Raw genomic sequence first — 25,651 nt, 5'->3', positions numbered from 1 at the left:
TCTGCCCGATCTATGCGCCTTTGAACCTCTTTGTTTGATGGCGATCAGATGTGGCATATGCCGGAATGTGTCCCCAATGACCCGCGTCGGCATCATCGGTGCCGGAAATGTCGCCGCTCGCCACGCAGATGTACTGTCCGGCTTCCCAGATGTCTCGATCGCGGGAATCGCCGACATTGATCTCCACAGGGCCGAGGCTTTGGCCTCCCAGCACGGCGCCCCCGCCTATGGTGACCATGCCGACCTACTCAGCGCCGGCGGTCTCGATGCTGTTTACGTCTGTGTGCCTCCTTTCGCGCACGGCACCCCCGAACATGATGTTCTGGCGTGTAATCTACCGTTTTTTGTGGAAAAACCCCTTTCGCTCGACCTCCAAACCGCAGAAAACATCGCGTCCGAAATCGAACGGAGATCGCTGCCGACCGCGGTCGGCCATCACTGGCGTTATCTCGACATCATCGAACACGCCCGTGACCTGCTCGCGGAGCGCCCCGTACGGCTCGCCCTGGGCCACTGGCTGGACAAGGTGCCGCCGGTCGCCTGGTGGCTGAATCCGAACATGTCCGGCGGCCAGATCGTCGAGCAGGCCGTCCACGTGCTCGACCTCGCCCGGGTCCTGGTGGGCGAGGTGTCGATGGTGCACGCCGTCCCCGCCGCCAACCACAGCGACGGCGAGGTGGACCGGGCCACGGCGGCGGTCCTGCGCTTCGCCGACGGCGCGGCCGGGCTGCTGGCCACCTCCTGCCTGCTCACCCAGAAGCACCGGGTGGGGCTGGAGGTGTGCGCCGACGGCCTCGCGCTGGAGCTCAGCGAGACGCGGCTGCTGGTGGACGGCCGGCGGGTGATCGAGGACGACGGCCAGGCGAAGACGCGCGTGGACCGGGAGTTCATCAACGCGGTGCAGGGTAAGGACGCCGACGTACGCGTACCGTACGGGGAGGCGCTGCGGACGCACCGCCTGGCGCTGGCCCTCGCACAGTCCGCGGCGGAACGGAGGCCGGTGGTGCTGGATGGGTAATGTGCTCAGTATTGAGGCGCCGGGCGAGGTTCGCCTGGTCGAGGAGAAGTTGCCGGGCATTCCCGAGGGTGGGTTCATGCTGGCCACCACCCACAGCGGGGTCTCGGCCGGGACCGAGCTGACCTACGTCAAGGGCACCAACCCGTACCTGTCCTCGACCTGGGACCCGGCGCTCGGGCTTTTCGCCGACGGCACGCCGTCGATCGCCTACCCGGTGCGCGGCATCGGCTACATGCAGGTCGGCCTGGTGGTCGAGACGCGTACACGGGCCGTGAGCGAGGGTGCGCTGGTCGCGATGTGTTACGGACATCGCACGGCGTACGTGGCGGACCCGATGGCCGACCGGTTCGTGGAGCTGCCGGACGACCTCGACCCCATGCTCGGCGTCTACGTCGCCCACATGGGCCCGATCTGCGCCAACGGCCTCCTGCACGCCGCGCACGACCTGCACGGCCCGGCCGTGCAGCGGCTCGGTGACGGCGTGCGCGGGCGGCGGGTCGCGGTCGTGGGAGCGGGCGTGGTGGGGCTGCTGACGGCGTGCTTCGCGATGGCCTGCGACGCGGCCGAGGTCGTGGTCGTGGACGAGACCCCGGCCAGGCTGGCGATCGCCGCGGCGCTCGGCGCGAACGTCCTTGCCACCGACGAGGATCCCGCCGTGGACCTGAAGCGCCGCTGGCGGCACGGCCGCGACGACCGGGGCGCCGACGTGGTGTTCCAGTGCCGCGGCCAGACCAGGGCGCTGGCCCTCGGGCTCAGGATGCTCCGCCCCCAGGGCACGCTGGTGGACCTCGCCTTCTACACCCAGGGCGCGCAGGAGGTGCGGCTGGGCGAGGAGTTCCACCACAACGGGCTGACGCTGCGCTGCGCCCAGATCGGCCGGGTGCCGCGCGGCCTGGCGCACTCCTGGGACAGGGAGCGGCTCTCGCACGAGACGATCGCCCTGCTCAGGCGGTACGGAGGGCGGCTACGCGAGCACGTGATCACCGATGTCGTCGGGTTCGCCGAGGCCCCCCAGTTCCTGTCCGACCTCGCGGCCAGACGCCGGCAGACCGTCCAGGCCGTGCTCAGCGACCACGTCGAGGAGGAGGGCGGCTGACCAGCTGAAGTCGTGGCTGCCGTGGCCGTGCAGGCTGAAGGGGTCGAAGTACTCGCGGAAGCCCGATCGCGCGACCGCGTTGACCATCCCTTCGGCGACCAGGGCGCCGAGGTCGGGGCGGCGGTCCTTGAGCCCCTGCCAGACGAGCCAGGTGAGGTTGACCCAGCTCGGGCCGCGCCAGTAGCGGGCCGGGTCGAACTCGAGCGCCGCGGGAGAGTAGCTGGGCAGCGCCCCGTCCTTGAAAGCGAACCGGTCGAGCGTGGTGCCGATCAGCGCCTCGGCGACCTCGTCCGGCAGGTGCGGGAGCATGAGCGGGGTCAGCCCGGCGGTGCTGGCGGAGTGGAGCGGCCGGCCCGTGCGCACGTCGCGGGCCTGGAAGAGGCCGCCGTCGAAGAGGTGCTCGACCATGGCTTCGGTGATGGCGGCCGCCTCGCGCTCGTGCGGCTCGGGGTCGAGGCCGCACTCCTCCGCGATCAGGGCCAGGGTCGACTCGGCGACGCCGTACGCGGCGTTGAACAGGGGGCACTCGACCTGGAACTCCCCCGGACTGCGGTAGGCGGAGTCGCGGTAGGCGCGGGCGAGCGAGACGTAACGCTCGTAGTCGCGGTCGGTGGGCCGCTCGTCGGCGCTGACCGTGGCGAGGTCCCGGCGGACGAAGCCCACGGTGTCGGGCCGTACGGCCCGCAGCGGCAGGTCCCAGGCCGGACTGTTGTCCATGCCCGACTCCCAGGGGTGCACGATCGAGATCAGCCCCTCAGGGGAGCGCCTGGCCGCGCGCAGGAACTCCTGCTGGGCCACGAGCCGGGGGTAGATCCGGCGCAGGAACGCCGGGTCGGGCTCGGCCAGGTGCGTCTTCCACGCGGCCAGCGCGTGGACCGGCGGCTGGACGATGCCGGAGGTCGCAGAGCCCGACGGTGCGTGCGCCTGCCAGAACTCGGGCCCGGGGAAGTAGGCCCCTTCGGGCACCGCGGGGTTGAACACGATGTGCGGCACCCTGCCGTCGCGCCACTGCGCGCCGAACAGGGAGAGCAGCTCGATCCTGGCCCTTCGCGGCGACCACTGCGCGTTGCCGATCGCGATGAAGGCGGAGTCCCAGCTCCACTGGTGCGGGTACAGGCGCCGGGAGGGGACCGTGTAGCTGCCGTCCCAGTTGGTCACCAGGACGCGCACGGCATCGCGAAGGATCATAGGTATTTCCTGACGAAGGCCGCGGTCTGGGGGAGGACGATCTCGGGTTCGCCCCGCAGGCGGCATTCCAGGGCGAGGTAGCCGTCGTAGCCGACGGCGTCGAGCGTGCCCAGCTGCGCGCCCCAGTCGATGTGACCGGTGCCCGGCTGGTTGCGGTTGGACTCGCTGATCTGCATGTGCGCGAGGTAGGGGGCGGCCTCGACCAGCGAGCGGCAGGGGTCGTCCTCCTCGATGTTCATGTGGTACGTGTCGCCGACGATCCTGATCGAGTCCATCGAGCAGTAGGAGACGGCCTCGGCCAGGGTGTTGACCATGTGGTTCTCGTACCGGTTGAGGGGTTCGAGCATGATCAGCACGCCGTTGCGCTGCGCGTGCTCGCCCAGGACGCCCAGCGCCTCGGTCAGCACCTCGCGGTCCTCCTCCGCGCTGCGCGGCGGCTCGAACGGCGGCAGCCGGAGCGAGAACTGCCCCCAGGAGGCGGGCGTCATGACGCCGATGCCGCCCAGCTCGGCGATCACCGTGAGCTGCGACCTGAGCTGCTGGATGGCGTCCTTGCGCTTGGCCGGGTCGAAGTCGCCGATGAAGTGCGGCATGTCCACGCACACCGTCGGCATGACCACGCCGTCGGCCCGCGCCCGCTTGAGCTCCGTCAGGCGGCCCGCGAAGTGGAAATCGCCCTTGCCGCGCAGCTCGATGGCGTCGAACCCGGCATCGAGCGCGAACGCGAACTTCTCCTGCAGCGTGCGGCCGGGCAGAAGCTGCTCCTGTACGGCGAGCTTCACTGTCACTCCTCGAAGGTGAAGACGAGCTGGAGCACCTCGGACTGGTGCTTGTCGATCAGGTCGAAGGCCTCCTCGGCCCTCTCGACGGGGACCACGTGGCTGATCAGGTCGCCGACCTCAATCTGGCCCTCGTGCACGAGCGCCATGAACGTGCGCTGCAGCCGCTCGACGTCCCACCGGTGCGCCAGCCACGAGGCCACGCCGCCGATCTGGGAGGACACGAGCTGGACCTGGTTGTGGTGGAACTCCTCGCCCAGCCGCAGCCCGACGCCGTCGCCCTGGTAGAAGCCGGCGGCCACGACCCTGCCGCCCTTGCGCACGGTCCTGATGGCCTCGTGCAGGCCCTGGTGGGTGCCGCTCAGCTCGATGACGGTGTCGGCGCCCTCGACGCGCTTGCGCATGAACTCGGCCACCGACCCGGAGCGCACGTCGAACACCTCGGCCGCGCCGAACCTCCTGGCCAGCTCCAGCCGGTCGGGGATGGCGTCGGCCGCGACCACCCGGGCGCCGCTCAGCACGGCCAGGCGGGTGGCGAGCAGCCCGATGACGCCCTGCCCGAAGATCGCGATCTGGTCGCCGAGGTGTACGTCGGAGGCGTGCACCGCGTTGAGCGCGATGGCCCCGACCCGGGCGAACACGCCGGTCAGCGGATCGGCGCCGGGCGGCATCACGTGCCCCACCAGCTTCTCCGCCGGCACGACGGCCTCCGCGCGGTGGCCCCAGATGCCCCACACGATGCTGCCCACCGGCGGGTCGGCGACGTCGGGCGCGGCCTCGACGACCTCGCCGACCTCCTGGTAGCCCCAGCCGGTCAGCGGGTACGCGTGCGTCTGGCCATCGACGAAGAGGCGGCGCTCGGTGTCCCAATGACGGTTGAGATATGGATTTGTGCCGCGATAGGCGGTGAGCTCCGTGCCTGCCGAAACGCCGGAGTAGATCGTACGGACTCGTACGGATCCCGGCGCCAGGGCGGCTGGCGATTCCAGGCTGACGCGGACACGGCCTGGCTGCTCGAACGTGATGACGCGCATTCTCCACACTTACGCTTAATGATCAAACAAAAGTCAAAGCTTTAGCACTTGTTTGCATACGATAGTTGCGCTCGAAACACTCTTAAGTCTACGACTTCCGCCGGGGGCGGCTGGTGAAATTGGGGTTTCTGCCAGCGTGTCTTCCGGAAAGTGACCTTACCGACATCGCCTGCCAGGCCGCACACCTGGGCTTTCTAGCTAGTGCGGTGACCTCCGGATGACCGAAATGCCCCAAAAGTAGATCTTTTGCGACAAAGATCCAGTTATGGCCGTGTAGGCACGGAGTGGGTACAGACCGGTCTCGTTATCGACTACCGAACGTTGCCGAGGTCATGGCGAGGGTAAGGGCGGCATATCCCCGAATCGGAGGAGCGTGCCATGCCGAAGAAGGTAACCGCCGTCCTCTCCGTCGCGCTGCTGGCCGCCGCCTCGCTGGCGGCGTGCGGCGACGGTGGCGAGTCGTCCGCCGGCAACCAGATCACCGTCTGGACCGAAGAGAACCTCAACGACCGGATGGCCGTACAGAACCAGATCGCCGCCGACTTCACCAAGAGGACCGGGATCCAGGTCAAGCTGGTCGCCATGGCCGAGGACCAGTTCAGCCAGGCCGTGACGGCCGCCGCCGCGGCCGGCGACCTGCCGGACGTGATCGGCGCGCTGCCGCTGGCGGCGGTGCGCGAGCTGGAGGCCAACGACCTGCTCGACACCGAGACCCCCGGCAAGGTCGTCGACCAGCTCGGCCGGGACTCCTTCTCGCCGCGGGCCCTGGAGCTCGACAGCTCGGGCGGGAAGCTGCTCGCGGTGCCGAGCGACGGGTGGGCGCAGCTGATCCTCTACCGCAAGGACCTGTTCGACAAGGCCGGGCTGCAGCCGCCCGACACGTACGAGCGGCTGGAGGCGGCGGCCGCCAAGCTCAACACGGGAGGGGTCGCGGGCATCACGCTGGCGATCGCGCCGAAGGACTCGTTCACCGCGCAGAGCTTCGAGCACGTCGCGCTCGCGAACGGGTGCCAGCTCGTCGACAATTCCGGAAATGTCACCCTTGACTCGCCGCAGTGCGTGAAGGCGTTCGCGTTCTACGGCAAGCTCGCCAAGGACTACTCGGTCAAGGGCAAGCAGGACGTCGACTCCACCCGGGCCACCTACTTCTCCGGCAAGGCGGCCATGACGATCTGGTCGTCGTTCATCCTCGACGAGCTGGCCGGGCTCCGTAAGGACGCGCTGCCGAGCTGCCGGGAGTGCCGCGCCGACCCCGAGTGGCTGGCCAAGAACACCGGCGTGGTCACGGCGCTGAAGGGGCCCGACGGGAGCGCGCCCGCACAGTACGGCGAGATCGTCTCCTGGGCGGTCACCCGTGACGCCGCCAAGGACCCCGCGGCGAAGTTCGTCGCCTACATGATGAACGAGGGCTACGAGCGCTGGATCGGCATGGCGCCCGAGGGCAAGTTCCCGACCCGCAAGGGCTTCGAGGACAAGTGGAACAAGCTGCCCGCCGGGGTCGACTCCAAGAAGCCGCTGGCCGGCATCTACCCCGCCGACGTGCTGGACGCCCTGCGCAAGAGCCCGGACACGTTCGCCCGCTGGGGGATCCCGCAGGGGCAGGGCAAGCTGGTCGGCGCCACCATGGGCGAGTTGCCCGTGCCCAAGGCGCTCAGCGCGGTCGTGGACGGCTCTCAGACCCCGCAGGCCGCCGCCGCCCAGGCCAAGACCGACGTGGAGACGATCAAGCGCGGGATCCGCCAGTGACCCGCACCTTGCGGCAGCAGGAAGGGCGGGCCGGGCTGGCGCTCATCTCGCCGACGCTCGTCATCACGCTGGTCGTGGTGGTGCTGCCACTGCTGTGGGCGATCATGCTGGCGTTCCAGGACGCCCGGCTGATCAACATCCGCCGGGCCGGCGTCTTCGGCCACTACACGCTGGAGAACTTCTCGTACGTGGTCTCCGAGCCCGGCTTCTGGTCGTCCCTGGTCAACACGCTCGTCTACACCGTCGCGGGCACCGCGCTGTCGATCGCGATCGGGCTGGTGGCGGCGCTGGCGCTGCGCGACAGGTTCAGGGGGCGGACCCTGGTCAGGGCCTCCATCCTGATCCCGTACGTGGCGCCGGTCGTGGCCGTGGCGTTCCTGTGGGAGACGATGCTCAACCCCCAGTACGGCATCGTCAACACCTGGCTCCACGAGCCGATCGCGTTCCTCACCCAGGCCAGGGGCGAGCTCCTGGGCGTGCGGGTGCCGGTGGCGCTGTTCACGGTGATCGCGTTCGAGGCGTGGCGGTACTTCCCGTTCGCGTTCCTGTTCATCCTGGCCAGGCTGCAGGCGCTGCCCGCGGAGCTGGACGAGGCCGCGGTCGTGGACGGGGCCACGCCGACCCAGCGGTTCCGATACGTGATCATGCCGCAGCTCTGGCGGATCATCGCGCTGCTGTCGGTGCTGCGGTTCGTGTTCACGTTCACCAAGTTCGACGACGTCTACCTGCTGACCGGCGGCGGAGCCGGGACCGAGGTGGTCAGCGTGCGGGTCTACAACTTCCTGACCGCCCGCGACGACATCGGCGCCTCGGCCGCGCAGGCGATCGTGCTGGCGGTCTTCCTGGTCGTGTTCCTGGCCGTCTACCTGCGGTTCTTCGGCGGGGGTGAAGGTGAGCAGAGATAGGTTCGAGCGGGTCCTCTTCAGGGTGCTGAAACCGCTGGTCATCGCGGTGCTCTTCCTGATGACCGCGTTCCCGTTCCTCTACATGGTGATGCTGTCCGTACGCGACATCCAGGAGCTGATCCTGGAGCCGGGCTCGCTCTGGCCGCGCGGCTTCACCCTGGACACGTATGTGGACGTGCTGACCCGGCAGGGCTTCCTGAGCTTCCTGAGGAACAGCGCGATCGTCGCGCTCGCCTCGGTGGCGGTCACGCTGCTGATCTCGATCCCGGGCGCGTACGCGGTCGCGCGGCTGCGCTTCTTCGGGCGGCGGCAGGTGCACTTCCTCTTCCTGGCGGTGTACCTGTTTCCGGCGATCGTGCTGGCCATCCCCCTGTTCGTGCTCTTCACGATGCTGGGGCTGCGCGGATCGCTTTTCGGACTGATCCTCGTGTATATCGCGCAAACCGTGCCCGTCACGGTATACATGCTCCGCAACTACTTCGAGACCGTGCCACAAAGCGTGGAGGAAGCGGCCGCGATCGACGGGTGCACGAGGCTTTCGACCATCTGGCGCGTGGTGCTGCCGCTGTCCAAGCCCGCGCTGATGGCGACTGGTCTCTACGCGTTCATGATCGCGTGGAACGAGTTCCTGTTCGCCCTGCTCTTCCTCGTGGAGAAGCGGGAGAGCTGGACGGTGTCCCTGGGCCTCTCGCAGCTGGCGGGGAGCATAGAGATCCCCACGACGGTCCTGATGGCAGGTTCGGTGGTGCTCACGCTGCCCATCGTGATCGTGTTCTTCGCCAGTGAGCGGCTGCTGACGGAGGGCCTCACGGCAGGAGCAGAGAAGGGATAGACCATGCTGACGGCAGGGCAGATCCTCCAGCTCATCCGCCATGGCACCTGCCGTACGCGCAAGGAACTGATCGAGTACACCGGCCTGTCCCGGTCGACGATCACCGACCGGGTCGACCGGCTCATCGACGCCGGATACATCCACGAGTCCGGCGTCGCGGCCTCCGGGGGCGGGCGACCGCCCTCGGTGCTCGACGTGGACGCCGGCCGGCGTCTGATGCTGGTGGCCGACCTGGGCGCCTCCCACGCCGGCGTGGCGCTCACCGACCTGGCCGCCAACACCCTGACCGAGGAGCGCACCGAGATGCGCATCGAGCTCGGCCCGGAGGCGGTCCTGTCGTGGGTGCGGGAGGCGTTCCAGCGGCTGCTCGACCGGGCCGGGCGGCCGGCGAGCGACGTGTGCGGCATCGGGCTCGACCTGCCCGGCTCCGTGGACCACACCACCGGCCGGATGATCAGGTCGTTCCTGATGCCCGGGTGGGACGGCTATCCGGTGGGCGAGGCGATCGGCGAGACCTACGACGTGCCCGTCCTGGTCGAGAACGACGCCAACGCGATGGCGCTGGGCGAGTGGTGGTCGTCGTGGCGCGACACGGACTCGCTCATCCTCATCAAGGTGTCGACCGGGATCGGCACCGGGATCGTGATCGACGGGCAGATCTACCGGGGCGTCGAGGAGGCCGCCGGGAACATCGGGCACGTGCGGCTGAACGAGCACGACGACCGGGTCTGCACGTGCGGCTCGCGCGGCTGCGTGGCCTCGCTGGCCAGCGGCCACGCCCTGGCCACCGACCTGGGCCAGGGCTCCAGCCGCGACGTCGTACGCCTCGTGCAGGCGGGCGATCCGGCGGCCATCGCCCGCACCCAGGAGGCGGGCCGCACGCTGGGCCTCGTGCTGGCCACCGCGGTCAGCCTGCTCAATCCGGGCGTGCTGGTGCTGGCCGGGGACATGGCGGAGACCAGGGAGCACTATCTGACGGGGATCAGGGAGGTCGTCTACCGGCACAGCCTGCCGTACACGACCAGGCACCTGGAGATCGTGCCCACCTCGCTGGAGGACCGGGCCGGGATCGTGGGGATGGCGGTGATCGTCATGGAGCACGTGCTCTCCGCCGCCTCCGTGGACGCCGCCCTGGGTGTCACCGGACGCCTACGGGTGCGCTGAGTCAGCCGAGGGCGCTCCGCAGCGGGGCGGGCGCCTCCACGAGCGAGGGGCCGTACCAGGTGAGCAGCCGCCCGCTGACCAGCGCGCAGGCGAGCCCGGGGAAGCACTCGGGCCCGTCCGTCTCCGAGAACGCGTACGGCTCGTCCGGCAGCACCACCAGGCCGGGCCGCCGCTCGACCAGCTCGGGCAGCGGGATCTTGGGGTAACGCTCCTCGTGACCGGCGTAGAGATTGTCCACGCCGAGGCGCCTGAGCACGTCCCCGGTGAACGTGTCGCGCCCCACCACCATCCACGGCCGCCGCCAGATCGGGACGACGGCCGTGCGCCGCGCCCCTTCCGCGGGCGCGCGCCACGCCTGCTCCGCCGCGTCCAGCCACCCGGGACGGCCGGTACGGCACGCCTCCCGGAACATGCGCTCCAGCGACACGAAAGCCTGATCCAGCGTCTCGATCTTCGTCACCCAGACCGCGATGCCCGATGCGCGCAGAGCCTCGATGTCGGGCGCGCGGTTCTCCTCGGCGTTGGCGAGGACCACGTCGGGCCGGAGCCTCCTGATCGCGTCGAGGTCGGGGTTCTTGGTGCCCCTGACCCTGGTCACGTCCAGGTCGGCCGGGTGCGAGCACCAGTCGGTCGCCCCGACCAGCGCCTCCGGCACGGTCGCCGCCACCGACTCGGTCAGCGACGGCACCAGGGACACGATCCGCCGCACGGTGCCGGGAATCTTCACGGGTACGCCGGTGTCGTCCACAACATCAGCCTAGATCCGACGGGTATTCGGCAGTGAATGTCGGTATAGATCCGTAGAATCCAGGTCGAAGATCGTTAACTCTTGATCGGGGGAATGACGGTTGGAACGAGAGTCGCCAGCCTTCGATCCGCACACTCCCAACGTCGCCCGGCTCTACGACTACCTCCTGGGTGGCAAGGACCACTTCCCTGCCGATCGGGCGGCGGCGGAGAAGCTGCTCGAGGCGGCTCCGGAGTTACGGGCGGCGGTCCGGGCGAATCGCGCGTTCCTGGGGCGCGCCGTTCGGTACCTCGCCGAGTCCGGCATCACGCAGTTCCTGGACATCGGCACAGGACTGCCCGGCCAGGACAACGTGCACGAGGTCGCCAGGAAGATCACCCCGGGGGCCAGGGTGGTCTACGTGGACCGGGATCCGGTGGTGCTGGTGCACGCCAGGGCGCTGCTGGCCGGGCAGGGTGACACGACGGCGGTGGAGGGTGACCTGCGCAAGCCCGAGGGCATCCTGCGCAATCCCGAGGTGATGGCGGCGATCGACTTCAGCCGCCCGGTCGGCGTGCTGCTGACGGCGACCATGCACTACATCGCCGACTCCGACCACCCTCGGGAGATCGTGGCGAGCCTGCGTGACGCCATGGCCCCCGGCAGCTGTCTGGTCATGTCCCACTGCACCGGCGACGCCCGGGCCGCGGCCGTGGAGGCGATCACCGAGGTCTACCGGGGCACCAACGCTCCGCTCACGTTCAGGAGCCGGGCGCGGATCGCGGCGCTGTTCGAGGGGTTCGAGCTGGTCGACCCGGGTCTCGTGTGGCTGCCGGAGTGGCGTCCCGACCAGGCCGACATGATCGACTTCGTCGACGGGCCCGAGTCGTCGCTGATCCTGTGCGGCGTGGCCAGGAGGAACTGAGATCGGGGGTCCACGACGTGGACCCCCGGCTCACTTACTTGAGCGCCGTCAGCGCGGCGTCGTAGTCGGGCTCCTGGGTGATCTCCGGCACCAGCTCGGAGTAGACCACCTGGTTGTCACCGTCGAGCACGACCACCGCGCGCGCGGCCAGCCCCGCCAGCGGCCCCGACTCCTGCGCCACGCCGTAGTCGGTCAGGAACTCACGGCCCCGCATGAGCGAGAGCGTGACCACGTTGTCGAGCCCCTCGGCGCCGCAGAACCGCTTCTGGGCGAAGGGCAGGTCGGCGGAGATGCAGAGCACGGCCACCTCGGGGTGCTCGGCGGCCACCTCGTTGAAGCGCCGCACCGAGGCCGCGCAGACGCCGGTGTCGAGGCTCGGGAAGATGTTGAGCACCTTGGTCTTCTGGCCGTACTCCTCCAGCGAGTGCTCGGCCAGGTCGCCGCCCACCAGCTTGAACGCGGGCGCGCTGACGCCGGGCTTCGGGAAGGTGCCGCCCACGGTGACGGGCGTGCCCTTGAAAGTGACGTCGGACATGAAAGCCTCCTGGATAGCGATGTTCCCCGACCAGTGATCCTATCCGCGCGGCTCCCGAGCCCCCTCATCACCCACGCACGTGGTCAGACGTTGCGGCGGTACTGGCCGCCCGCCTCGAACAGCGCCTCCGTGATCTGGCCGAGCGAGCAGACGCGGGCCGCGTCCATCAGCACCTCGAACGCGTTCGCGTCCGACATCGCCACCTCGCGCAGCCGGGCGAGCTGCGCCGGGGCCTCCGAGCGGTTGCGCTCGTGGAAGGCACGCAGCCGGTCGAGCTGCGAGCGCTTCTCGTCCTCGGTGCCCCTGGCCAGCTCCAGCTTGTGCGCCGGCGGCTCGTCCGTGCCGTTGCGGAACGTGTTCACCCCGACGATCGGCAGCGAGCCGTCGTGCTTGCGCATCTCGTACAGCATGGACTCGTCCTGGATCTTGCCGCGCTGGTAGCCGGTCTCCATCGCGCCCAGCACGCCGCCCCGGTCGGACAGCCGCTCGAACTCGGCGAGCACGGCCTCCTCCACCAGGTCCGTCAGCTCCTCGACGATGAACGAGCCCTGCAGCGGGTTCTCGTTCCTGGCCAGGCCCCACTCGCGGTTGATGATGAGCTGGATGGCCATGGCCCTGCGCACCGAGTCGGCCGACGGGGTGGTCACGGCCTCGTCGAAGGCGTTGGTGTGCAGGCTGTTGCAGTTGTCGTAGACGGCGATCAGGGCCTGGAGGGTGGTGCGGATGTCGTTGAAGTTCATCTCCTGGGCGTGCAGCGACCGGCCCGAGGTCTGGATGTGGTACTTCAGCTTCTGCGACCGGTCCCCGGCGCCGTAGCGCTCCCGCATGGCCACCGCCCAGATGCGGCGGGCCACCCGGCCGAGCACGCTGTACTCGGGGTCCATGCCGTTGGAGAAGAAGAACGACAGGTTCGGGGCGAAGTCGTCGATCTTCATGCCCCTGGCCAGGTACGCCTCCACGTACGTGAAGCCGTTGGCCAGCGTGAAGGCGAGCTGGCTGATCGGGTTGGCCCCGGCCTCGGCGATGTGGTAGCCGGAGATCGAGACCGAGTAGAAGTTGCGCACGCCGTTCTTGATGAACCACTCCTGGATGTCGGCCATCATCCGCAGCGAGAACTCGGTGGAGAAGATGCAGGTGTTCTGGCCCTGGTCCTCCTTGAGGATGTCGGCCTGCACGGTGCCCCTGACCGTGGCCAGCGTACGGGCGCGCAGGCCGGCGGCCTCCTCGGCCGACGGCGGGCGTCCCTGCTCGGCCTGGAAGCGGTCGAGGGCCTGGTCGACGGCGGTGTTGAGGTAGTAGGCCAGGATCGTGGGCGCGGGGCCGTTGATCGTCATGGACACGGACGTGTTCGGCGCCGCGAGGTCGAACCCGTCGTAGAGCACCTTCATGTCGTCCAGCGTCGCGATCGAGACACCCGAGGTGCCGACCTTGCCGTAGATGTCGGGCCGCAGGTCCGGGTCGTGGCCGTAGAGGGTCACCGAGTCGAACGCCGTGGACAGCCGGGTCGCGGGCTGGCCCTCGGACAGCAGCTTGAAGCGCCTGTTGGTGCGGAACGGGTCGCCCTCACCGGCGAACATCCTGGTCGGGTCCTCGTCGTCGCGCTTGAACGGGAACACGCCGGCGGTGAAGGGGAACGAGCCGGGGAGGTTCTCGCCGCGCAGGAACCTCAGCAGGTCACCGTGGTCGCTGTAGCGCGGCAGGGCCACGCGCGGGATCCGGTTGCCGGACAGGGTCTCGCGCCAGAGCGGGGTGTGGATCTCGCGGTCGCGCACCTTCACCACCAGCTCGTCGGCGGTGTAGCGCTCCTTGACAACGGGCCAGGTGGCCAGCAGGGCCCGGCTCTCCTCGCTCAGCTCCCGCTCCGCCTGCGCCTCCAGCTCCTCCAGACGGGAGTCCTCCAGGAGGGAGCGCACGGCGGCCAGTTGCTGGCGGCGGCGGGCGACCTCGGCCTGCGCGAGCGTCTCGGCGTGGTACGAGCGCACGGTCTCGGCGATGTCGGCCAGGTAGCGGACCCGGGCCGGCGGCACGATGGCGGCCGACGCCTGCGAGGTGCGCCCGGACACCTTCGGCAGCAGCCCCGGCCCCGGCTCGCCCAGCAGGAGGGGCTTGAGGTGCTGGTAGAGGGCCGTGACCCCGGCGTCGTTGTAGCGGGCCGCGATGGTGCCGAAGACCGGCATGTCCTCCGGCCGGACGCCGAACGCCTCGCGGTTGCGTACGAGCTGGCGGCGCACGTCGCGCAGGGCGTCCTCCGCGCCGCGCCGCTCGTACTTGTTGATCACCACGGCCTCGGCGAAGTCCAGCATGTCGATCTTCTCGAGCTGGGAGGCCGCCCCGAACTCGGGCGTCATCACATAAATCGGCACGTCCACGTGGGGGACGATCCCGGCGTCGCCCTGGCCGATGCCGGGCGTCTCCACGATCACCAGGTCGTGGCCCGCGGCCCGGCAGGCGGTGATCACCTCGTCGAGGCAGGCGGGCACCTCGTTGGCGGCGCCCCTGGTGGCCAGGGAGCGGAAGTAGGTCTGGGGGCTCAGGCTGTTCATCCTGATGCGGTCGCCGAGCAGCGCGCCGCCGCCGCGACGGCGGGTGGGGTCGATGGCGATGACCGCGATGCGCAGCTTGTCGTCGTTGTCCACGCGGAACCTGCGGACCAGCTCGTCGGTGAGCGAGGACTTGCCGGAGCCGCCCGTACCGGTGATGCCGAGCACGGGGACGCGCTTGTCCGTCGCGGCGGCCTTCAGGCCCTCGACCAGTCCCTCAGGGGCGCGGCCCGACTCGATGAGCGTGATCGCGCGGGCCAGCGCCGCCTGGTCGCCCGAGACCACGGCCTCGACCGACGGGGCGCCGTCCAGCTCGACGTCGCATTCCTCGATGAGCTGGTTGATCATCCCGGGCAGCCCGTACCGCTGGCCGTCCTCGGGCGAGAAGATGCGGGTGACGCCGCGCGAGTGCAGCAGCTCGATCTCCTCGGGGACGATCACTCCCCCGCCGCCGCCGTACACCTTGACGTGCCCGGCCCCGCGCTCGCGCAGCAGCTCCACGAGGTAGGTGAAGAACTCCACGTGGCCGCCCTGGTACGAGCTGATCGCCACGCCCTGGACGTCCTCCTGGAGGGCGGCCGTGACGATCTCGTCCACCGAGCGGTTGTGCCCGAGATGGATGACCTCGGCCCCCTGTGACTGGAGGATGCGCCGCATGATGTTGATCGCCGCGTCATGGCCGTCGAACAAGGCCGCGGCGGTCACGAAACGGACTGGGTGTACCGGGACGTGCACGCCTGTTCACTCCTTCGTGAGGGCTTCCCTTCCGAAGATACTAGGACGTCCTACTAATAGACACTAGGACGTCCTACTATTTCCTTCCGCCATCCGGGTAGGGGGCCCGAGGGGGGTGACGTCGCATGCGCGCACTGACGTTCGCACCGGGCAAGAAGGGGACGCTCGCCGTCGAGCAGGTCCCCGATCCCGCACCGGAGAAGGGTGAACTGCTGGTCCAGGGGCTGGCGCTGGGGGTCTGCGGGACGGACAGGGAGTTGATCACCGCCGATTACGGCTGGCCGCCGCCCGGCAAGGAGCGCATGGTGCTCGGGCACGAATCGCTGGGCCGGGTGCTGGAGGTGCCCGAAGGGTCCGCGTACTCGCCCGGCGACCTGGTGGTCGGGGTGGTCCGGCGGCCCGACCCCGTGCCGTGCGGGGCCTGCCAGCGGGGCGAGTTCGACATGTGCCGCAACGGCGAGTACACCGAGCGGGGCATCAAGCAGATCGACGGCTACGCCTCCGAACGCTGGACGGTCGAGGCCGGCTACGCCGTGCGCCTGGATCCGTCGCTGGAGAGCGTCGGCATGCTGGTCGAGCCCGCGTCGGTGGTCGCCAAGGCGTGGGAGCAGATCGAGCGGATCGGGTCGCGGGCCTGGTTCGAGCCCCAGACGCTGCTGGTCACGGGGGCCGGGCCCGTCGGGCTGCTGGCGGCGCTGATGGGGCGGCAGCGGGGGCTGGAGGTGCACGTGCTCGACCGCTCGGCCCCCGGGCTCAAGTCGCGGCTCGTGGAGGATCTGGACGGGACCTACCATTCCGGCTCGTCGCTGAAGGAGCTCACCACGTTCAGGCCCGACATCATCATCGAGTGCACGGGGGCCGGGACGCTCGTCATCGACGCCATGGTCGGCACGGCCGCCGCGGGGATCGTCTGCCTGGCCGGGCTCTCGCCGGGAGGGCGTGAGCACCGGGTGGACGCGGGGCTCATCAACCGGGACATCGTCCTGGAGAACGACGTGGTCTTCGGCTCCGTGAACGCGAACCTGCGGCACTACAGGGACGCCGCCGACGCGCTGGCCAAGGCCGACACCGGGTGGCTCGAACGGCTGATCACGCGGCGGGTCCCGCTGTCGCGCGCCCTGGACGCCTTCGAGCGCGACCACGACGTCAAAGTGGTCATCGACCTCACGTCCTAGCCCTTTCGCGCTGGAACGCGGGCTAGTCGGGCTCGTAGGGCTTGCGTCTCGTCGAGGTCGAGTGCCTGGTGGCCGCGGAGGCCGTGACGCGCGTCCTGGGCGGGCGGGCGGCCGGCGCCGGGGCGGGACGGGGCTTGGCCTGCACGTGCTCCGCGGGCTTGGCAGGGGCGGGCTTGGCAGGGACCGTCACCCGTTCGCGAGCGGGAGCGCCGTCCCGAGCCGGAGCCGCTTCACGCTCGGTGGTTGGTGCGTTCCAGGGCAGGGCGAGGCGGCGGTGGGTGCCGCGGCGGCGGCCGGTGATGCGGAGGGACAGGACGACGGTCATGAGCACCATCGCGGTCAGCAGCGCGGGCGGCGTGCCCAGGACGTCCAAGGGCGATCCCCGCCCGGTCTCCACGCGCGGCGCCGGCACGAAGGGCCGCTCGGTCGAGCGGATCTCCCCGAGTTTGTCGGCACTGGCCTTGACCAGGCGCGGAATTCCGTAGCCGACGACCTTGTCCGTCTCCCGCGTCTTGCGCTTGAGCCAGATCCGGTCCACGTTCGCCTCGATCGTGTGGATCTTCTTGCCGCTGACTTTCTCCACGATCCCCACGTGGTCGATGCCCTTGTAGCTTTTGCCGCCCTTCCAGTCGAAGAAGACGAGCGCACCCGGCTCGGGCTTCTGCGTCCATGCCCCCTGTTTCATGAACCAGGCGGCATGGGAGGGCGTCCAGGCGAACTCGCCCACATATTGGCTGAGGTCGGCCTTGTCCGCGGCCCAGGCGATGAACATGTCGCACCAGGGCCCGTTGCGGTACTGGGTGTCTTGGACGCGATCCGCATACCAGTGGCCGAACTTGGTGAACTGGCCGTTCTTCTCCTTGTAACCGAGTTCCTGCCGCACCGTCTTCAGCAGCTCGTCCGCGATCGGGTCCAGGGTGACTCCTCCCAGAAAACCGATAAATCACGATGGACTGTAGTAGCGCCATCGGGAAATTGCGCGAATCACTCGGAAAGTGTCGTGCTATTAACCAATATTTCGGTTTTGTGACTGGTGAGGCAGGTGAGACTGGTGACCACTCTCGTTAGGCGCCGGCCCCCACGCGATAGACGGCCGCCTCGCCCGAACCCGGCGCGACCACGTCGGCCACGATCACGGTCACGTTGTCCGGCGAGCCGCCCTCGTTGGCCAGATCGATCAACCGCTGGACGGCCGCGCCCGGGTCTGCCACCGTGGTCAGGACCTCGTGCAGAACCTCGGGACCGAGTACGGTCGTGAGGCCGTCGGAGCAGAGGAGGTAGCGGTCATCAGGCTCGGCTTCGCGCAGCGCCATGTCAGGCTCCGCCCTGCCCTCGCTGCCCAGCACCCGCAGCACCATCGAACGCCGGGGATGCACGGCGGCCTGGTCCTCGGTTATCCGTCCTTCGTCCACCATCGACTGCACAAGTGTGTGATCCTTGGTCATCTGGTAGAGCGCACCATCGCGAAGCAGATATCCGCGGGAGTCACCGAGATGAGCCAGGGCGAACCGGTAGCCGTCCCACAGCATGGCGGTCACCGTGGTCCCCATCCCCCTGCGCGCGGGGTCGATGTCGGCCAGCTCGACCAGCCTGCGTGCCGCCTCGTGCACGGCGCCCTCCAGGGCCGCCTCGAGGTCCGAGCCCGTCTCGGGAAGCGTGGCATCCAGCTCGCGCATGACGGCGATCGCCGCCGAGCTCGCCAGCTCGCCGGCCGCGTGTCCACCCATCCCGTCGGCCACCACGAGCAGCCGGCCACTCGCATAGCCGGAATCCTCGTTCTGCTCCCTGCGGCGGCCCACGTCTGATCCGGCGGCATAGCGGATGTTGTGCTTCATACCCAGCAGTAAATCATTGGTTGAAAGACTTCACAAGCAGATGCGCTGAAGACTCTTGTGAACTACTCTGGGCACCATGAGCCACGACCCGACCGTCAACGCCGGGGACATCGCCCGGCTCGCCGGTGTCGGGCGTGCCGCGGTGAGCAACTGGCGCCGTCGCCACGACGACTTCCCCGATCCCATCGGCGGCACGGCCAACCAGCCGCTCTTCTCGCTCCGGCAGGTCGAGTCCTGGCTACGTCGCTATGGGAAGTCCTACCAGGTCTCGCTGGGAGATCGGGTGTGGCAACGCCTGAAAGCCGCGGGCGATTTGCGCCTGGGCGAGCTGGTGGCCCAGGCCGGCGCCCTGCTGACCCGCCCGGACACCCCGGGTGAGCCGAGTCCCGAATCGCCCGTGAAGGGCGGGTTGGAGCCGGAGCTGGCGGAGCTCTTGCTGGAGCTGGCCGAGCAGCTCGGCGCGCTGACCGCGTACGAGTTCCTCTGTGAGCGCTATCTCGAGGCGCACTCGCGGCAGCTCTCCGTGACCCGCGAGGACGTGGCGGGGCTCATGGTCAGCCTGGTACGGCCAAGCGGCTCGACGATCCTCGACCCGGCCTGCGGCGTCGGCACGCTGCTCCTCGCCCCCACCCACGACCAGCACGCCCAGGCGGAGCCGGGGGCGGCCAGGATGCTCGGGCAAGAGCTCAGCGAGACCTCGGCGGCCATCACCGCCTCCCGGCTCCGGCTGCGCGGCATCGAGGCCGAGGTCGTGGCCGGCGACTCGATGCGCGACGACGGGTTCGCCGGCGAGCGGGCCGACGCCGTGGTGTGCGACCCGCCGTTCAACGAGCGGGCCTGGGGCTACGAGGAGCTGACCGGCGACCCGCGCTGGGAGTACGGCCTGCCGCCGCGCGGCGAGCCGGAGCTGGCCTGGGTGCAGCACTGCCTCACCCACGTCAAGCCGCGCGGCCTGGTCGCCATCCTCATGCCCCCGGCCGCCGCCAGCCGCAAGGCGGGCCGCCGCATCCGGGCCAACCTGCTGCGCGCGGGCGCCCTGCGGGCCGTCATCGCGCTGCCGGGGTCGGACCTCTGGCTGCTGCGCCGGCCGGCGGCGGGCGAGCGGCCGCCGTCCGAGGTGCTGATCCTCGACGCCACGGCCGACCTGGCGAGCGTCGAGCCGGCCTGGGAGGCGTACCTGGAGGACCGTTCCGACCAGACCGTACGCATCATCGACCTGCTGGCCGACGAGGTCGACATGACCCCGGCCCGCCACCAGCGGCGCGACGACGTCGGCAAGGCGTACGCCGAGGCCCGCGACCGCTTCATGGCCGCCGCCTCGGCCCCGCCCGACCTGAAGGTCCTGGAGCAGCCGCTCGACCAGCCCGCGACCACGCTGGGCGACCTGATCAAGGAAGGTCTGGTGGCCACGTCGCAGGCTCCGCCCAAGATGGCCGCGGACGGCGGCGAGGTGCCCGTGCTGACCTCCGACGACGTGCTCAACGGCACGCCGCCGTCCGGCTCCACCACCATGCAGCAGGGCCTGATCGCGATCCGCCCGGGTGACGTCGTGGCCTCCTACTCCAGCGTGCGCGTGATGGCCGACGGCGGCGCGGTGCTGGGGCCCCATCTGACGCTCTACCGGGTGGACGCGCGCCGGCTCGACCCCGACTTCCTGGCGGGCTTCCTACGGGCCGCCGGCGGCCGGGCGACCACCGGCTCCAGCAGGTTCGACGTGCGCCGCACCCGGCTGCCGCGCCTGTCGCTGAAGGAGCAGAAGGCGTACGGCGACGCCTTCCGGCAGCTCGCCGTGCTCGAAGACGCCATCCGCGAGACCTCGACGCTGGGGCAGGCGCTGATCAGGCTGGGCCTCGACGGCCTCGCGGACGGCCACCTGCATCCCCCGGTCCATGGCCTCAACCCGTGAGCCGACGGCACTCCGTCGCGTGACGGTGTAGTTTTTTCCCGGAAGGCTGCGGGGAGGGGCGAATGGTCATCGGCGACCGCTATGTGCTCGACGACCTCCCTCTCGGGCAAGGCGGCATGGGTGCCGTCTACGCGGGCCACGACCGCCACCTGGACCGCCGGGTGGCGGTGAAGCTGCTCAGGCTGCCCAGCGGGCACGATCACGAACTGGAGCGCAGGTTCATCCGCGAGGCCCGCATCCTGGCCCGGCTCGAGCATCCGGGCGCGCCGGTGCTCTACGACTTCGGCACCCACGAGCAGCGGCTCTACCAGGTGATGCAGTTCATCGAGGGCGTCACGGTGGCCGACGTGGTCAGCGAGCACGGCCCGCTGCCCGTCTGCTGGGCCGCCGCGATCGCGGCCCAGGCGTGTGCCGTGCTGTCGGCGGCCCACGCCCTGGCGATCTGCCACCGCGACCTCAAGCCCACGAACCTCATGCTCTGCCCCGACGGCAGCGTGAAGGTGCTCGACTTCGGGCTGGCCATGCTCCGGGACGCCGAGGTCACCACGTTCACGAGGATCGGGCAGATCCTGGGCACGCCGGCGTACATGGCTCCCGAGCAGATCAAGCACGGCGTCGCCGAGCCGCGCAGCGACCTCTACTCGCTCGGCTGCGTGCTGCACGAGATGCTGACCGGGCAGCAGCTGTTCACCGGGCCCACCGATTACATGGTCTTCGAGAAGCAGGTCAAGGAGCGCCCGCCGGCCATCCCCGGGCTGCCCCCCGAGCTGGACGCGCTGCTGTCGCAACTGCTGGAGAAGCTGCCGGACGACCGGCCCGCCGACGCGAACGAGCTGTACGAGCGGCTCGACCCGTTCGCCGTCGAGCTGCCTGTGCTGCCCGGCTTCCTCACCGAGGCCCCGAGCCCCGGCCGCATGTACGCCCGCATGGCCGGCCGCGCGCTCAACGCGTGAACGCGCTCTCTCGCTAAGCCGGATCGTTATTTAGCCTCCGTTGACAGGCCGGTGTTATCGCCGCGAATCTCTTGAGAGAGCGCTCTCTCACATACCTCGCAAGCACCGACCAAGGAGGGTTCCATGACCCCTCGCGTCCGGCGATTCGCCATGCCCTTGATCACCGCGTCCCTGCTCGCCCTGGCGACGGCCTGCGGTGGCGGAGGCGGCGGCGGGAGCACCGCCACGGAGAGCGCCAAGCCGGGAGAGAAGATCAAGCTCACCGTCGGCCTCTTCGGCGACTTCGGCTTCAAACCGCTCTACGAGGAGTACAAGAAGACCCACCCCGACATCGAGATCGTCGAGAACGTCACGCAGTTCAACGACCACCACAGCAACCTCGTCAAGCGGCTGGCCACGAACGCCGGCACGGGCGACATCGAGGCGGTCGAGGTCGGCTACATCAGCACGTTCACCGCCCAGCCGGGCAAGTTCGTCGATCTCAAGCAGTACGGGCTGGACAAGCGGCAGCCCGACTACCTCGACTGGAAGTGGCAGCAGGGCCTGAGCAAGGACGGCACGCAGGTGCTCGGCCTCGGCACCGACGTGGGCGGCCTGGCCATGTGCTACCGCAAGGACCTGTTCAAGAAGGCCGGGCTGCCGACCGACCGGACCGAGGTGGCCGCCCTCTGGCCGACGTGGGAGCAGTACATCGCGACCGGCAAGAAGTTCGGCGCGGCGAACGTGGCGGGCGCCAAGTTCGTGGACTCCCCCGGCGAGATCTTCCGCGCGATGGTCAACCAGGCGCCCACCGGCCTGTACGACGCCCAGGACAACATCATCGTGGCCTCGAACCCCGACGTGAAGAAGGCCTGGGACCTGTCCAACCAGCTCACCCAGGAGGGCCTGACCGCCAAGCTGGCGGCCTTCACGCCGCCGTGGAACACCGGCTTCGCCAAGGGCTCGTTCGCCACGATCATCTGCCCGGCCTGGATGACCGGCTTCATCCAGGAGCAGGCCAAGGACTCGGCCGGCAAGTGGGACATCGCGACCGTGCCCGGCGGCTCCGGCAACAGCGGCGGCTCCCACCTCATGGTGCCCAAGCAGAGCAAGCACCCGAAGGAGGCGGCCGAGCTGATCGACTTCCTGACCTCCAAGGACAACCAGGCCAAGGTGTTCAAGGAGGAGGGGACGTTCCCGTCGATCCCGGCCCTCTACGACGACCCGTCGATCCAGAACTTCACCAAGCCGTTCTTCGGCGACGCCCCCATCGGCAAGATCTACTCCGACGCCGCCAAGGCGCTCAAGCCGCAGCACCTCGGCCCCAAGGAGGCCGACGTGCGCACGGCCGTCGGCAACGGCCTCGGCCGCGTGGAGCAGGGCAAGCAGTCGCCCGACGAGGCGTGGGCCCAGGTGCTCGAGGACGTCAAGAAGATCAAATGAGCTCCCTTCCCCTCGCGGTCTCGCGACGGCGTAGGCGCAGCGTGCGGCACACCCTCGACCTGAGGGTGTCGCCGTACGCCTACGTGGCGCCGTTCTTCCTGCTCTTCTGCGCCTTCGGGCTGTTCCCGCTGGTCTACACGGCCTGGGTGAGCCTGCACGAGTGGTCGCTGCTGTCGGAGACCCAGACGTTCATCGGGCTGGACAACTACTCGACGCTGCTCAGTGACGGGTACTTCTGGAACGCCACGTTCAACACCCTGTCCATCGGCGTGCTCTCGACCGTGCCGCAGCTCATGCTGGCCATCTGGCTGGCACACCTGCTCAACCGGCGGCTGCGGTTCCAGACGCTGTTCCGGGTCGCGCTGCTGCTGCCGAACGTCACGAGCGTGGTGGCCGTCGTGGTCATCTTCAGCCAGCTCTTCGGCCGGGACTTCGGGCTGATCAACTGGGTGCTCTCGTGGTTCGGCGTCGGCAGCATCGACTGGGCGGCCGGCACCGCGACCTCGCACCTCGCGCTCTCCGTGATGATCATGTGGCGTTGGACCGGCTACAACGCGCTGATCTTCCTGGCCGCCATGCAGGCCGTGCCGCGCGAGCTGTACGAGGCCGCCACCATCGACGGCGCCAGCGGCTTCACCCAGCTCCGCAGGATCACGATCCCGATGATCAGGCCGACGATCGTCTTCGTGGTCATCGTCTCGACGATCGGCGCCATGCAGATCATCGCTGAGCCCCTGCTCTTCGGGCAGAGCAGCGGCGGCGGGGGCGGCATCGCCACCGGCGGGCCCGACCGGCAGTTCCAGACCCTGGCGCTGTTCGTCTACGAGCAGGGCTTCGCGAACTCGACGTTCGACTTCGGCTACGCCTCGGCCGCGTCCTGGCTGATGTTCCTGGCCGTGGTGATCGTCGCGCTGGTCAACTTCCTGATCACCCGCCGGGTGAGAGGGGGCCTGATATGAGGCTGCGTTATCTCACCCTGACCGCGGTGGCCTTCTTCTCGGCCTTCCCGCTCTACTACAGCGTCGTGGTGGCCTCCCGGCACAACTCGGCGCTGGGCCAGGTGCCGCCGCCGCTGATCCCCGGCGGCAACTTCTTCGCCAACGTCTCCCGGGTCTTCGACACCGTCCCCTTCGGGCTCGCGCTGCTCAACTCCGTCATCGTGGCGGGGTCGATCTCGATCGCGGTGATGTTCTTCTCGACGCTGGCCGGGTTCGCCTTCGCCAAGCTGAAGTTCAGGGGCAGGAACGTCATGCTCGTGATCACCGTGGCCACCATGATGGTCCCGGCGCAGCTCGGCATCATCCCGCTCTACATGCTCATGGTGAAGCTGGAGTGGACCGGCACCACCTACGCGCTGATCGTCCCGGCGCTGGTCAACGCGTTCGGCGTGTTCTTCATGACCCAGTACCTGTCGCGAGCCCTGCCCACCGAGCTGCTGGAGGCGGGCCGGGTGGACGGGTGCTCGACGTGGGGACTGTTCTGGCACGTCGTGCTGCCCGCCGCCCGTCCGGCGGCGGCGGTGCTCGGCATGCTGACGTTCATGTCGGCCTGGAACGACTACTTCTGGCCGCTGGTCGTGCTCAACCCGGACAACCCGACGGTCCAGGTCGCGCTGTCCACGCTGGCCAGCGGGTACGTCAACGACTACGTGCTCGGGCTGGCCGGGACGGCGATCGGCACGCTCCCGCTCGTGGCCGTCTTCGCCCTGTTCGGCAGGCAAATCATCGGTGGAATCATGCAAGGAGCTGTTAAGGGATGATCTTTCCCGAGGAGTTCGTCTGGGGTGCCGCGACGGCCTCGTACCAGATCGAGGGGGCGGTCAAGGAGGACGGTCGGGGCCAGTCGATCTGGGACACCTTCTCCCACACCCCCGGGAACGTGGCGGACGGCGACACCGGCGACGTGGCCTGCGACCACTACCACCGCTACCGCGAGGACGTCGGGCTGATGCGCGAGCTGCGGCTGGGGGCCTACCGGTTCTCGGTCGCGTGGCCGCGTGTCCAGCCGGACGGCGCGGGTCCGGTCAACCCGCGCGGGCTGGCGTTCTATGACCGGCTCGTGGACGAGCTACTCGCCGCCGAAATTTCGCCTTATGTCACGCTTTATCACTGGGATCTTCCCCAAGCCCTCGAAGACCGTGGTGGGTGGACAAATCGCGATACGGCGTACCGGTTCGCCGACTACGCCCAGGCCGTCCACGACCGGCTCGGCGACCGGGTGGGCGACTGGACCACGATCAACGAGCCATGGGTGTCGGCCTTCCTCGGCTACGGCAACGGCGTGCACGCGCCGGGCCGCCGCGACCCGGCCGACGCCCTGCGCTCGGCGCACCACCTGCTGCTCGGCCACGGGCTGGCCGCGCGGCGGCTGCGCGACTCCGGCGCGCGCAGCCTCATGCTGGTGGTCAACTCCTCCCCGGTGCTCACCCCCGCCCAGGTCAACGACCCTTCGGCGGTGGCCGGCGAGGCGGACGCGGCCGTCGCGGACCGCGTCCACGCGCTGCTGACCAGGCAGTTCCTCGACCCAGCGGTGCACGGCACGTACCCGCCGGAGGTCCTGGAGGCGGTGGCGCGCAACGGCGGGACGGAGCACATCCTGGACGGCGACCTCGCGCTGATCAACGCGCCGATCGACCTGGTCGGCGTCAACTACTACAACCCGTGCGTGGTCGAGTCGGGCCCGGGGCTGCCGGCCGACGCGGCGTGGCCGGGCTCGGAGGACGTCAGGTTCGCGGCGGCGGACGCGCCCACGACCGCGATGGGCTGGCCGATCGTGCCGGACGGCCTGTCCCGGCTCCTCGTACGGCTCTCGCAGGACTATCCGCAGGTCGGCCTCATGGTCACGGAGAACGGCGCGGCCTTCGACGACGTCGTGGCGGACGGCCGGGTGCACGACGACGAGCGGGTGGCGTACCTGGAAGGCCACCTGCGCGAGGTGCACCGGGCCATCGGGGCGGGCGCGGACCTGCGCGGATATCTGGTCTGGTCGCTGCTCGACAACTTCGAGTGGGCCGAGGGCTACCGGCGCCGGTTCGGCATCGTGCACGTCGACTACGCGACCCAGGCCAGGATCCTCAAGGACAGCGCTCTCTGGTACAGAGACGTCATCACCAGGAACGGCCTGTAGATTTTTTCCG

At 69.4% G+C, this 25,651-nt stretch carries 22 protein-coding genes; 14 read left to right on the top strand and 8 right to left on the bottom strand.

The genetic code is table 11. The features are described from left to right. Positions 1-10: 10 nt before the first annotated feature. Positions 11-187, bottom strand: a complete 177-nt coding sequence (locus tag AB0J87_RS05515; RefSeq protein WP_355191473.1) for a hypothetical protein — start codon at positions 185-187, stop codon at positions 11-13. Here AB0J87_RS05515 and AB0J87_RS05510 point away from each other — a divergent pair. Beyond that, complete coding sequence (locus AB0J87_RS05510) at positions 134-1,018, top strand: Gfo/Idh/MocA family oxidoreductase (RefSeq protein WP_363963109.1); 885 nt, start codon at positions 134-136, stop codon at positions 1,016-1,018. The genes AB0J87_RS05515 and AB0J87_RS05510 overlap by 54 nt on opposite strands. Next, the gene (locus AB0J87_RS05505; protein ID WP_363962753.1) at positions 1,011-2,114 is read left to right on the top strand and encodes a zinc-binding alcohol dehydrogenase; all 1,104 of its coding nucleotides are present in this window, start codon (positions 1,011-1,013) and stop codon (positions 2,112-2,114) included. Before AB0J87_RS05510 ends, AB0J87_RS05505 begins: the two co-directional genes overlap by 8 nt. 1,184 nt (positions 2,115-3,298) lie before the next feature. Here the strand turns inward: AB0J87_RS05505 and AB0J87_RS05500 are convergent. Then, positions 3,299-4,084, bottom strand: a complete 786-nt coding sequence (locus tag AB0J87_RS05500) for a sugar phosphate isomerase/epimerase family protein (protein ID WP_363962752.1) — start codon at positions 4,082-4,084, stop codon at positions 3,299-3,301. A 2-nt stretch (positions 4,085-4,086) separates the two neighbouring features. Beyond that, positions 4,087-5,115, bottom strand: a complete 1,029-nt coding sequence (locus tag AB0J87_RS05495) for a zinc-binding alcohol dehydrogenase (protein WP_363962751.1) — start codon at positions 5,113-5,115, stop codon at positions 4,087-4,089. 378 nt (positions 5,116-5,493) lie between these two features. Between AB0J87_RS05495 and AB0J87_RS05490 the strand changes: the two genes are divergently transcribed. From AB0J87_RS05490 to AB0J87_RS05475, 4 genes are read left to right on the top strand one after another with little or no spacing between them, the layout of a single operon-like run. Then, complete coding sequence (locus AB0J87_RS05490; protein WP_363962750.1) at positions 5,494-6,861, top strand: extracellular solute-binding protein; 1,368 nt, start codon at positions 5,494-5,496, stop codon at positions 6,859-6,861. After that, on the top strand, positions 6,858-7,766 hold the full coding sequence (locus AB0J87_RS05485; RefSeq protein WP_363962749.1) for a sugar ABC transporter permease: 909 nt from the start codon (positions 6,858-6,860) through the stop codon (positions 7,764-7,766). The genes AB0J87_RS05490 and AB0J87_RS05485 overlap by 4 nt, the downstream gene beginning before the upstream one ends. Further along, entirely contained in the window at positions 7,753-8,598 is an 846-nt protein-coding gene (locus tag AB0J87_RS05480; protein ID WP_350729919.1) for a carbohydrate ABC transporter permease, read from the top strand. The genes AB0J87_RS05485 and AB0J87_RS05480 overlap by 14 nt, the downstream gene beginning before the upstream one ends. 3 nt (positions 8,599-8,601) lie before the next feature. Continuing rightward, a complete protein-coding gene (locus AB0J87_RS05475) occupies positions 8,602-9,762 on the top strand; it encodes an ROK family transcriptional regulator (protein WP_363962748.1) in 1,161 nt (386 codons plus the stop codon). Between the two features lies 1 nt (position 9,763). Here the strand turns inward: AB0J87_RS05475 and AB0J87_RS05470 are convergent, their stop codons facing one another. After that, positions 9,764-10,510: a helical backbone metal receptor gene (locus tag AB0J87_RS05470; protein WP_363962747.1), complete on the bottom strand. Its 747-nt coding sequence runs from the start codon at positions 10,508-10,510 to the stop codon at positions 9,764-9,766. Between the two features lie 100 nt (positions 10,511-10,610). Here AB0J87_RS05470 and AB0J87_RS05465 point away from each other — a divergent pair, with 100 nt between their 5' ends. Continuing rightward, positions 10,611-11,414 (top strand): SAM-dependent methyltransferase, encoded by an 804-nt coding sequence (locus tag AB0J87_RS05465; RefSeq protein ID WP_363962746.1) that lies wholly within the window; start codon positions 10,611-10,613, stop codon positions 11,412-11,414. A 34-nt stretch (positions 11,415-11,448) separates the two neighbouring features. Here the strand turns inward: AB0J87_RS05465 and tpx are convergent, their stop codons facing one another. Further along, positions 11,449-11,949, bottom strand: a complete 501-nt coding sequence (gene tpx / locus AB0J87_RS05460) for a thiol peroxidase (protein ID WP_363962745.1) — start codon at positions 11,947-11,949, stop codon at positions 11,449-11,451. Between the two features lie 83 nt (positions 11,950-12,032). Beyond that, complete coding sequence (gene icmF / locus AB0J87_RS05455) at positions 12,033-15,224, bottom strand: fused isobutyryl-CoA mutase/GTPase IcmF (protein ID WP_363962744.1); 3,192 nt, start codon at positions 15,222-15,224, stop codon at positions 12,033-12,035. A gap of 125 nt (positions 15,225-15,349) precedes the next feature. Here icmF and AB0J87_RS05450 point away from each other — a divergent pair, with 125 nt between their 5' ends. Continuing rightward, positions 15,350-16,399: a glucose 1-dehydrogenase gene (locus AB0J87_RS05450; RefSeq protein ID WP_363962743.1), complete on the top strand. Its 1,050-nt coding sequence runs from the start codon at positions 15,350-15,352 to the stop codon at positions 16,397-16,399. Between the two features lie 22 nt (positions 16,400-16,421). On the opposite strand, the gene AB0J87_RS05445 is transcribed toward AB0J87_RS05450, so the two are convergent. Then, positions 16,422-17,282 carry a CHAP domain-containing protein gene (locus AB0J87_RS05445; RefSeq protein ID WP_363962742.1) on the bottom strand — a complete coding sequence of 287 codons (861 nt, stop codon included), beginning with the start codon at positions 17,280-17,282 and terminating at the stop codon, positions 16,422-16,424. Between the two features lie 181 nt (positions 17,283-17,463). Further along, complete coding sequence (locus AB0J87_RS05440; RefSeq protein ID WP_363962741.1) at positions 17,464-18,234, bottom strand: protein phosphatase 2C domain-containing protein; 771 nt, start codon at positions 18,232-18,234, stop codon at positions 17,464-17,466. A gap of 76 nt (positions 18,235-18,310) precedes the next feature. On the opposite strand from AB0J87_RS05440, the gene AB0J87_RS05435 reads away from it, so the two are divergent. From AB0J87_RS05435 to AB0J87_RS05410, 6 genes are all read left to right on the top strand, one after another. Beyond that, positions 18,311-20,140, top strand: a complete 1,830-nt coding sequence (locus AB0J87_RS05435; RefSeq protein WP_363962740.1) for an N-6 DNA methylase — start codon at positions 18,311-18,313, stop codon at positions 20,138-20,140. 62 nt (positions 20,141-20,202) lie between these two features. Then, entirely contained in the window at positions 20,203-21,093 is an 891-nt protein-coding gene (locus tag AB0J87_RS05430) for a serine/threonine-protein kinase (RefSeq protein ID WP_350729905.1), read from the top strand. Positions 21,094-21,216: 123 nt separating this feature from the next. Continuing rightward, positions 21,217-22,515 (top strand): extracellular solute-binding protein, encoded by a 1,299-nt coding sequence (locus AB0J87_RS05425; RefSeq protein WP_363962739.1) that lies wholly within the window; start codon positions 21,217-21,219, stop codon positions 22,513-22,515. Next, positions 22,512-23,474, top strand: coding sequence for a sugar ABC transporter permease (locus tag AB0J87_RS05420; RefSeq protein WP_350729901.1), 963 nt, complete (start codon positions 22,512-22,514; stop codon positions 23,472-23,474). Before AB0J87_RS05425 ends, AB0J87_RS05420 begins: the two co-directional genes overlap by 4 nt. Continuing rightward, positions 23,471-24,274 (top strand): carbohydrate ABC transporter permease, encoded by an 804-nt coding sequence (locus tag AB0J87_RS05415; RefSeq protein WP_350729899.1) that lies wholly within the window; start codon positions 23,471-23,473, stop codon positions 24,272-24,274. Before AB0J87_RS05420 ends, AB0J87_RS05415 begins: the two co-directional genes overlap by 4 nt. Further along, on the top strand, positions 24,271-25,641 hold the full coding sequence (locus tag AB0J87_RS05410; protein ID WP_363962738.1) for a GH1 family beta-glucosidase: 1,371 nt from the start codon (positions 24,271-24,273) through the stop codon (positions 25,639-25,641). The genes AB0J87_RS05415 and AB0J87_RS05410 overlap by 4 nt, the downstream gene beginning before the upstream one ends. Positions 25,642-25,651: the final 10 nt, after the last annotated feature.

The organism is Nonomuraea sp. NPDC049625, assembly GCF_040675285.1.
Lineage (GTDB): Bacteria > Actinomycetota > Actinomycetes > Streptosporangiales > Streptosporangiaceae > Nonomuraea > Nonomuraea angiospora_A.
Note: the sequence above shows the minus strand (reverse complement) of the source record. Positions and strands in the feature narration are given on the sequence as shown.

What these genes read in the sequence shown, in the direction of transcription:
- AB0J87_RS05505 (WP_363962753.1), top strand. Translation starts at nt 1,011, where the DNA reads ATGGGTAATGTGCTCAGTATTGAGGCGCCGGGCGAGGTTCGCCTGGTC.
- AB0J87_RS05430 (WP_350729905.1), top strand. Translation starts at nt 20,203, where the DNA reads ATGGTCATCGGCGACCGCTATGTGCTCGACGACCTCCCTCTCGGGCAA.
- AB0J87_RS05475 (WP_363962748.1), top strand. Translation starts at nt 8,602, where the DNA reads ATGCTGACGGCAGGGCAGATCCTCCAGCTCATCCGCCATGGCACCTGC.
- AB0J87_RS05420 (WP_350729901.1), top strand. Translation starts at nt 22,512, where the DNA reads ATGAGCTCCCTTCCCCTCGCGGTCTCGCGACGGCGTAGGCGCAGCGTG.
- AB0J87_RS05435 (WP_363962740.1), top strand. Translation starts at nt 18,311, where the DNA reads ATGAGCCACGACCCGACCGTCAACGCCGGGGACATCGCCCGGCTCGCC.
- AB0J87_RS05495 (WP_363962751.1), bottom strand. Translation starts at nt 5,115, where the DNA reads ATGCGCGTCATCACGTTCGAGCAGCCAGGCCGTGTCCGCGTCAGCCTG.
- tpx (WP_363962745.1), bottom strand. Translation starts at nt 11,949, where the DNA reads ATGTCCGACGTCACTTTCAAGGGCACGCCCGTCACCGTGGGCGGCACC.
- AB0J87_RS05415 (WP_350729899.1), top strand. Translation starts at nt 23,471, where the DNA reads ATGAGGCTGCGTTATCTCACCCTGACCGCGGTGGCCTTCTTCTCGGCC.
- AB0J87_RS05425 (WP_363962739.1), top strand. Translation starts at nt 21,217, where the DNA reads ATGACCCCTCGCGTCCGGCGATTCGCCATGCCCTTGATCACCGCGTCC.
- AB0J87_RS05450 (WP_363962743.1), top strand. Translation starts at nt 15,350, where the DNA reads ATGCGCGCACTGACGTTCGCACCGGGCAAGAAGGGGACGCTCGCCGTC.
- AB0J87_RS05490 (WP_363962750.1), top strand. Translation starts at nt 5,494, where the DNA reads ATGCCGAAGAAGGTAACCGCCGTCCTCTCCGTCGCGCTGCTGGCCGCC.
- AB0J87_RS05440 (WP_363962741.1), bottom strand. Translation starts at nt 18,234, where the DNA reads ATGAAGCACAACATCCGCTATGCCGCCGGATCAGACGTGGGCCGCCGC.
- AB0J87_RS05410 (WP_363962738.1), top strand. Translation starts at nt 24,271, where the DNA reads ATGATCTTTCCCGAGGAGTTCGTCTGGGGTGCCGCGACGGCCTCGTAC.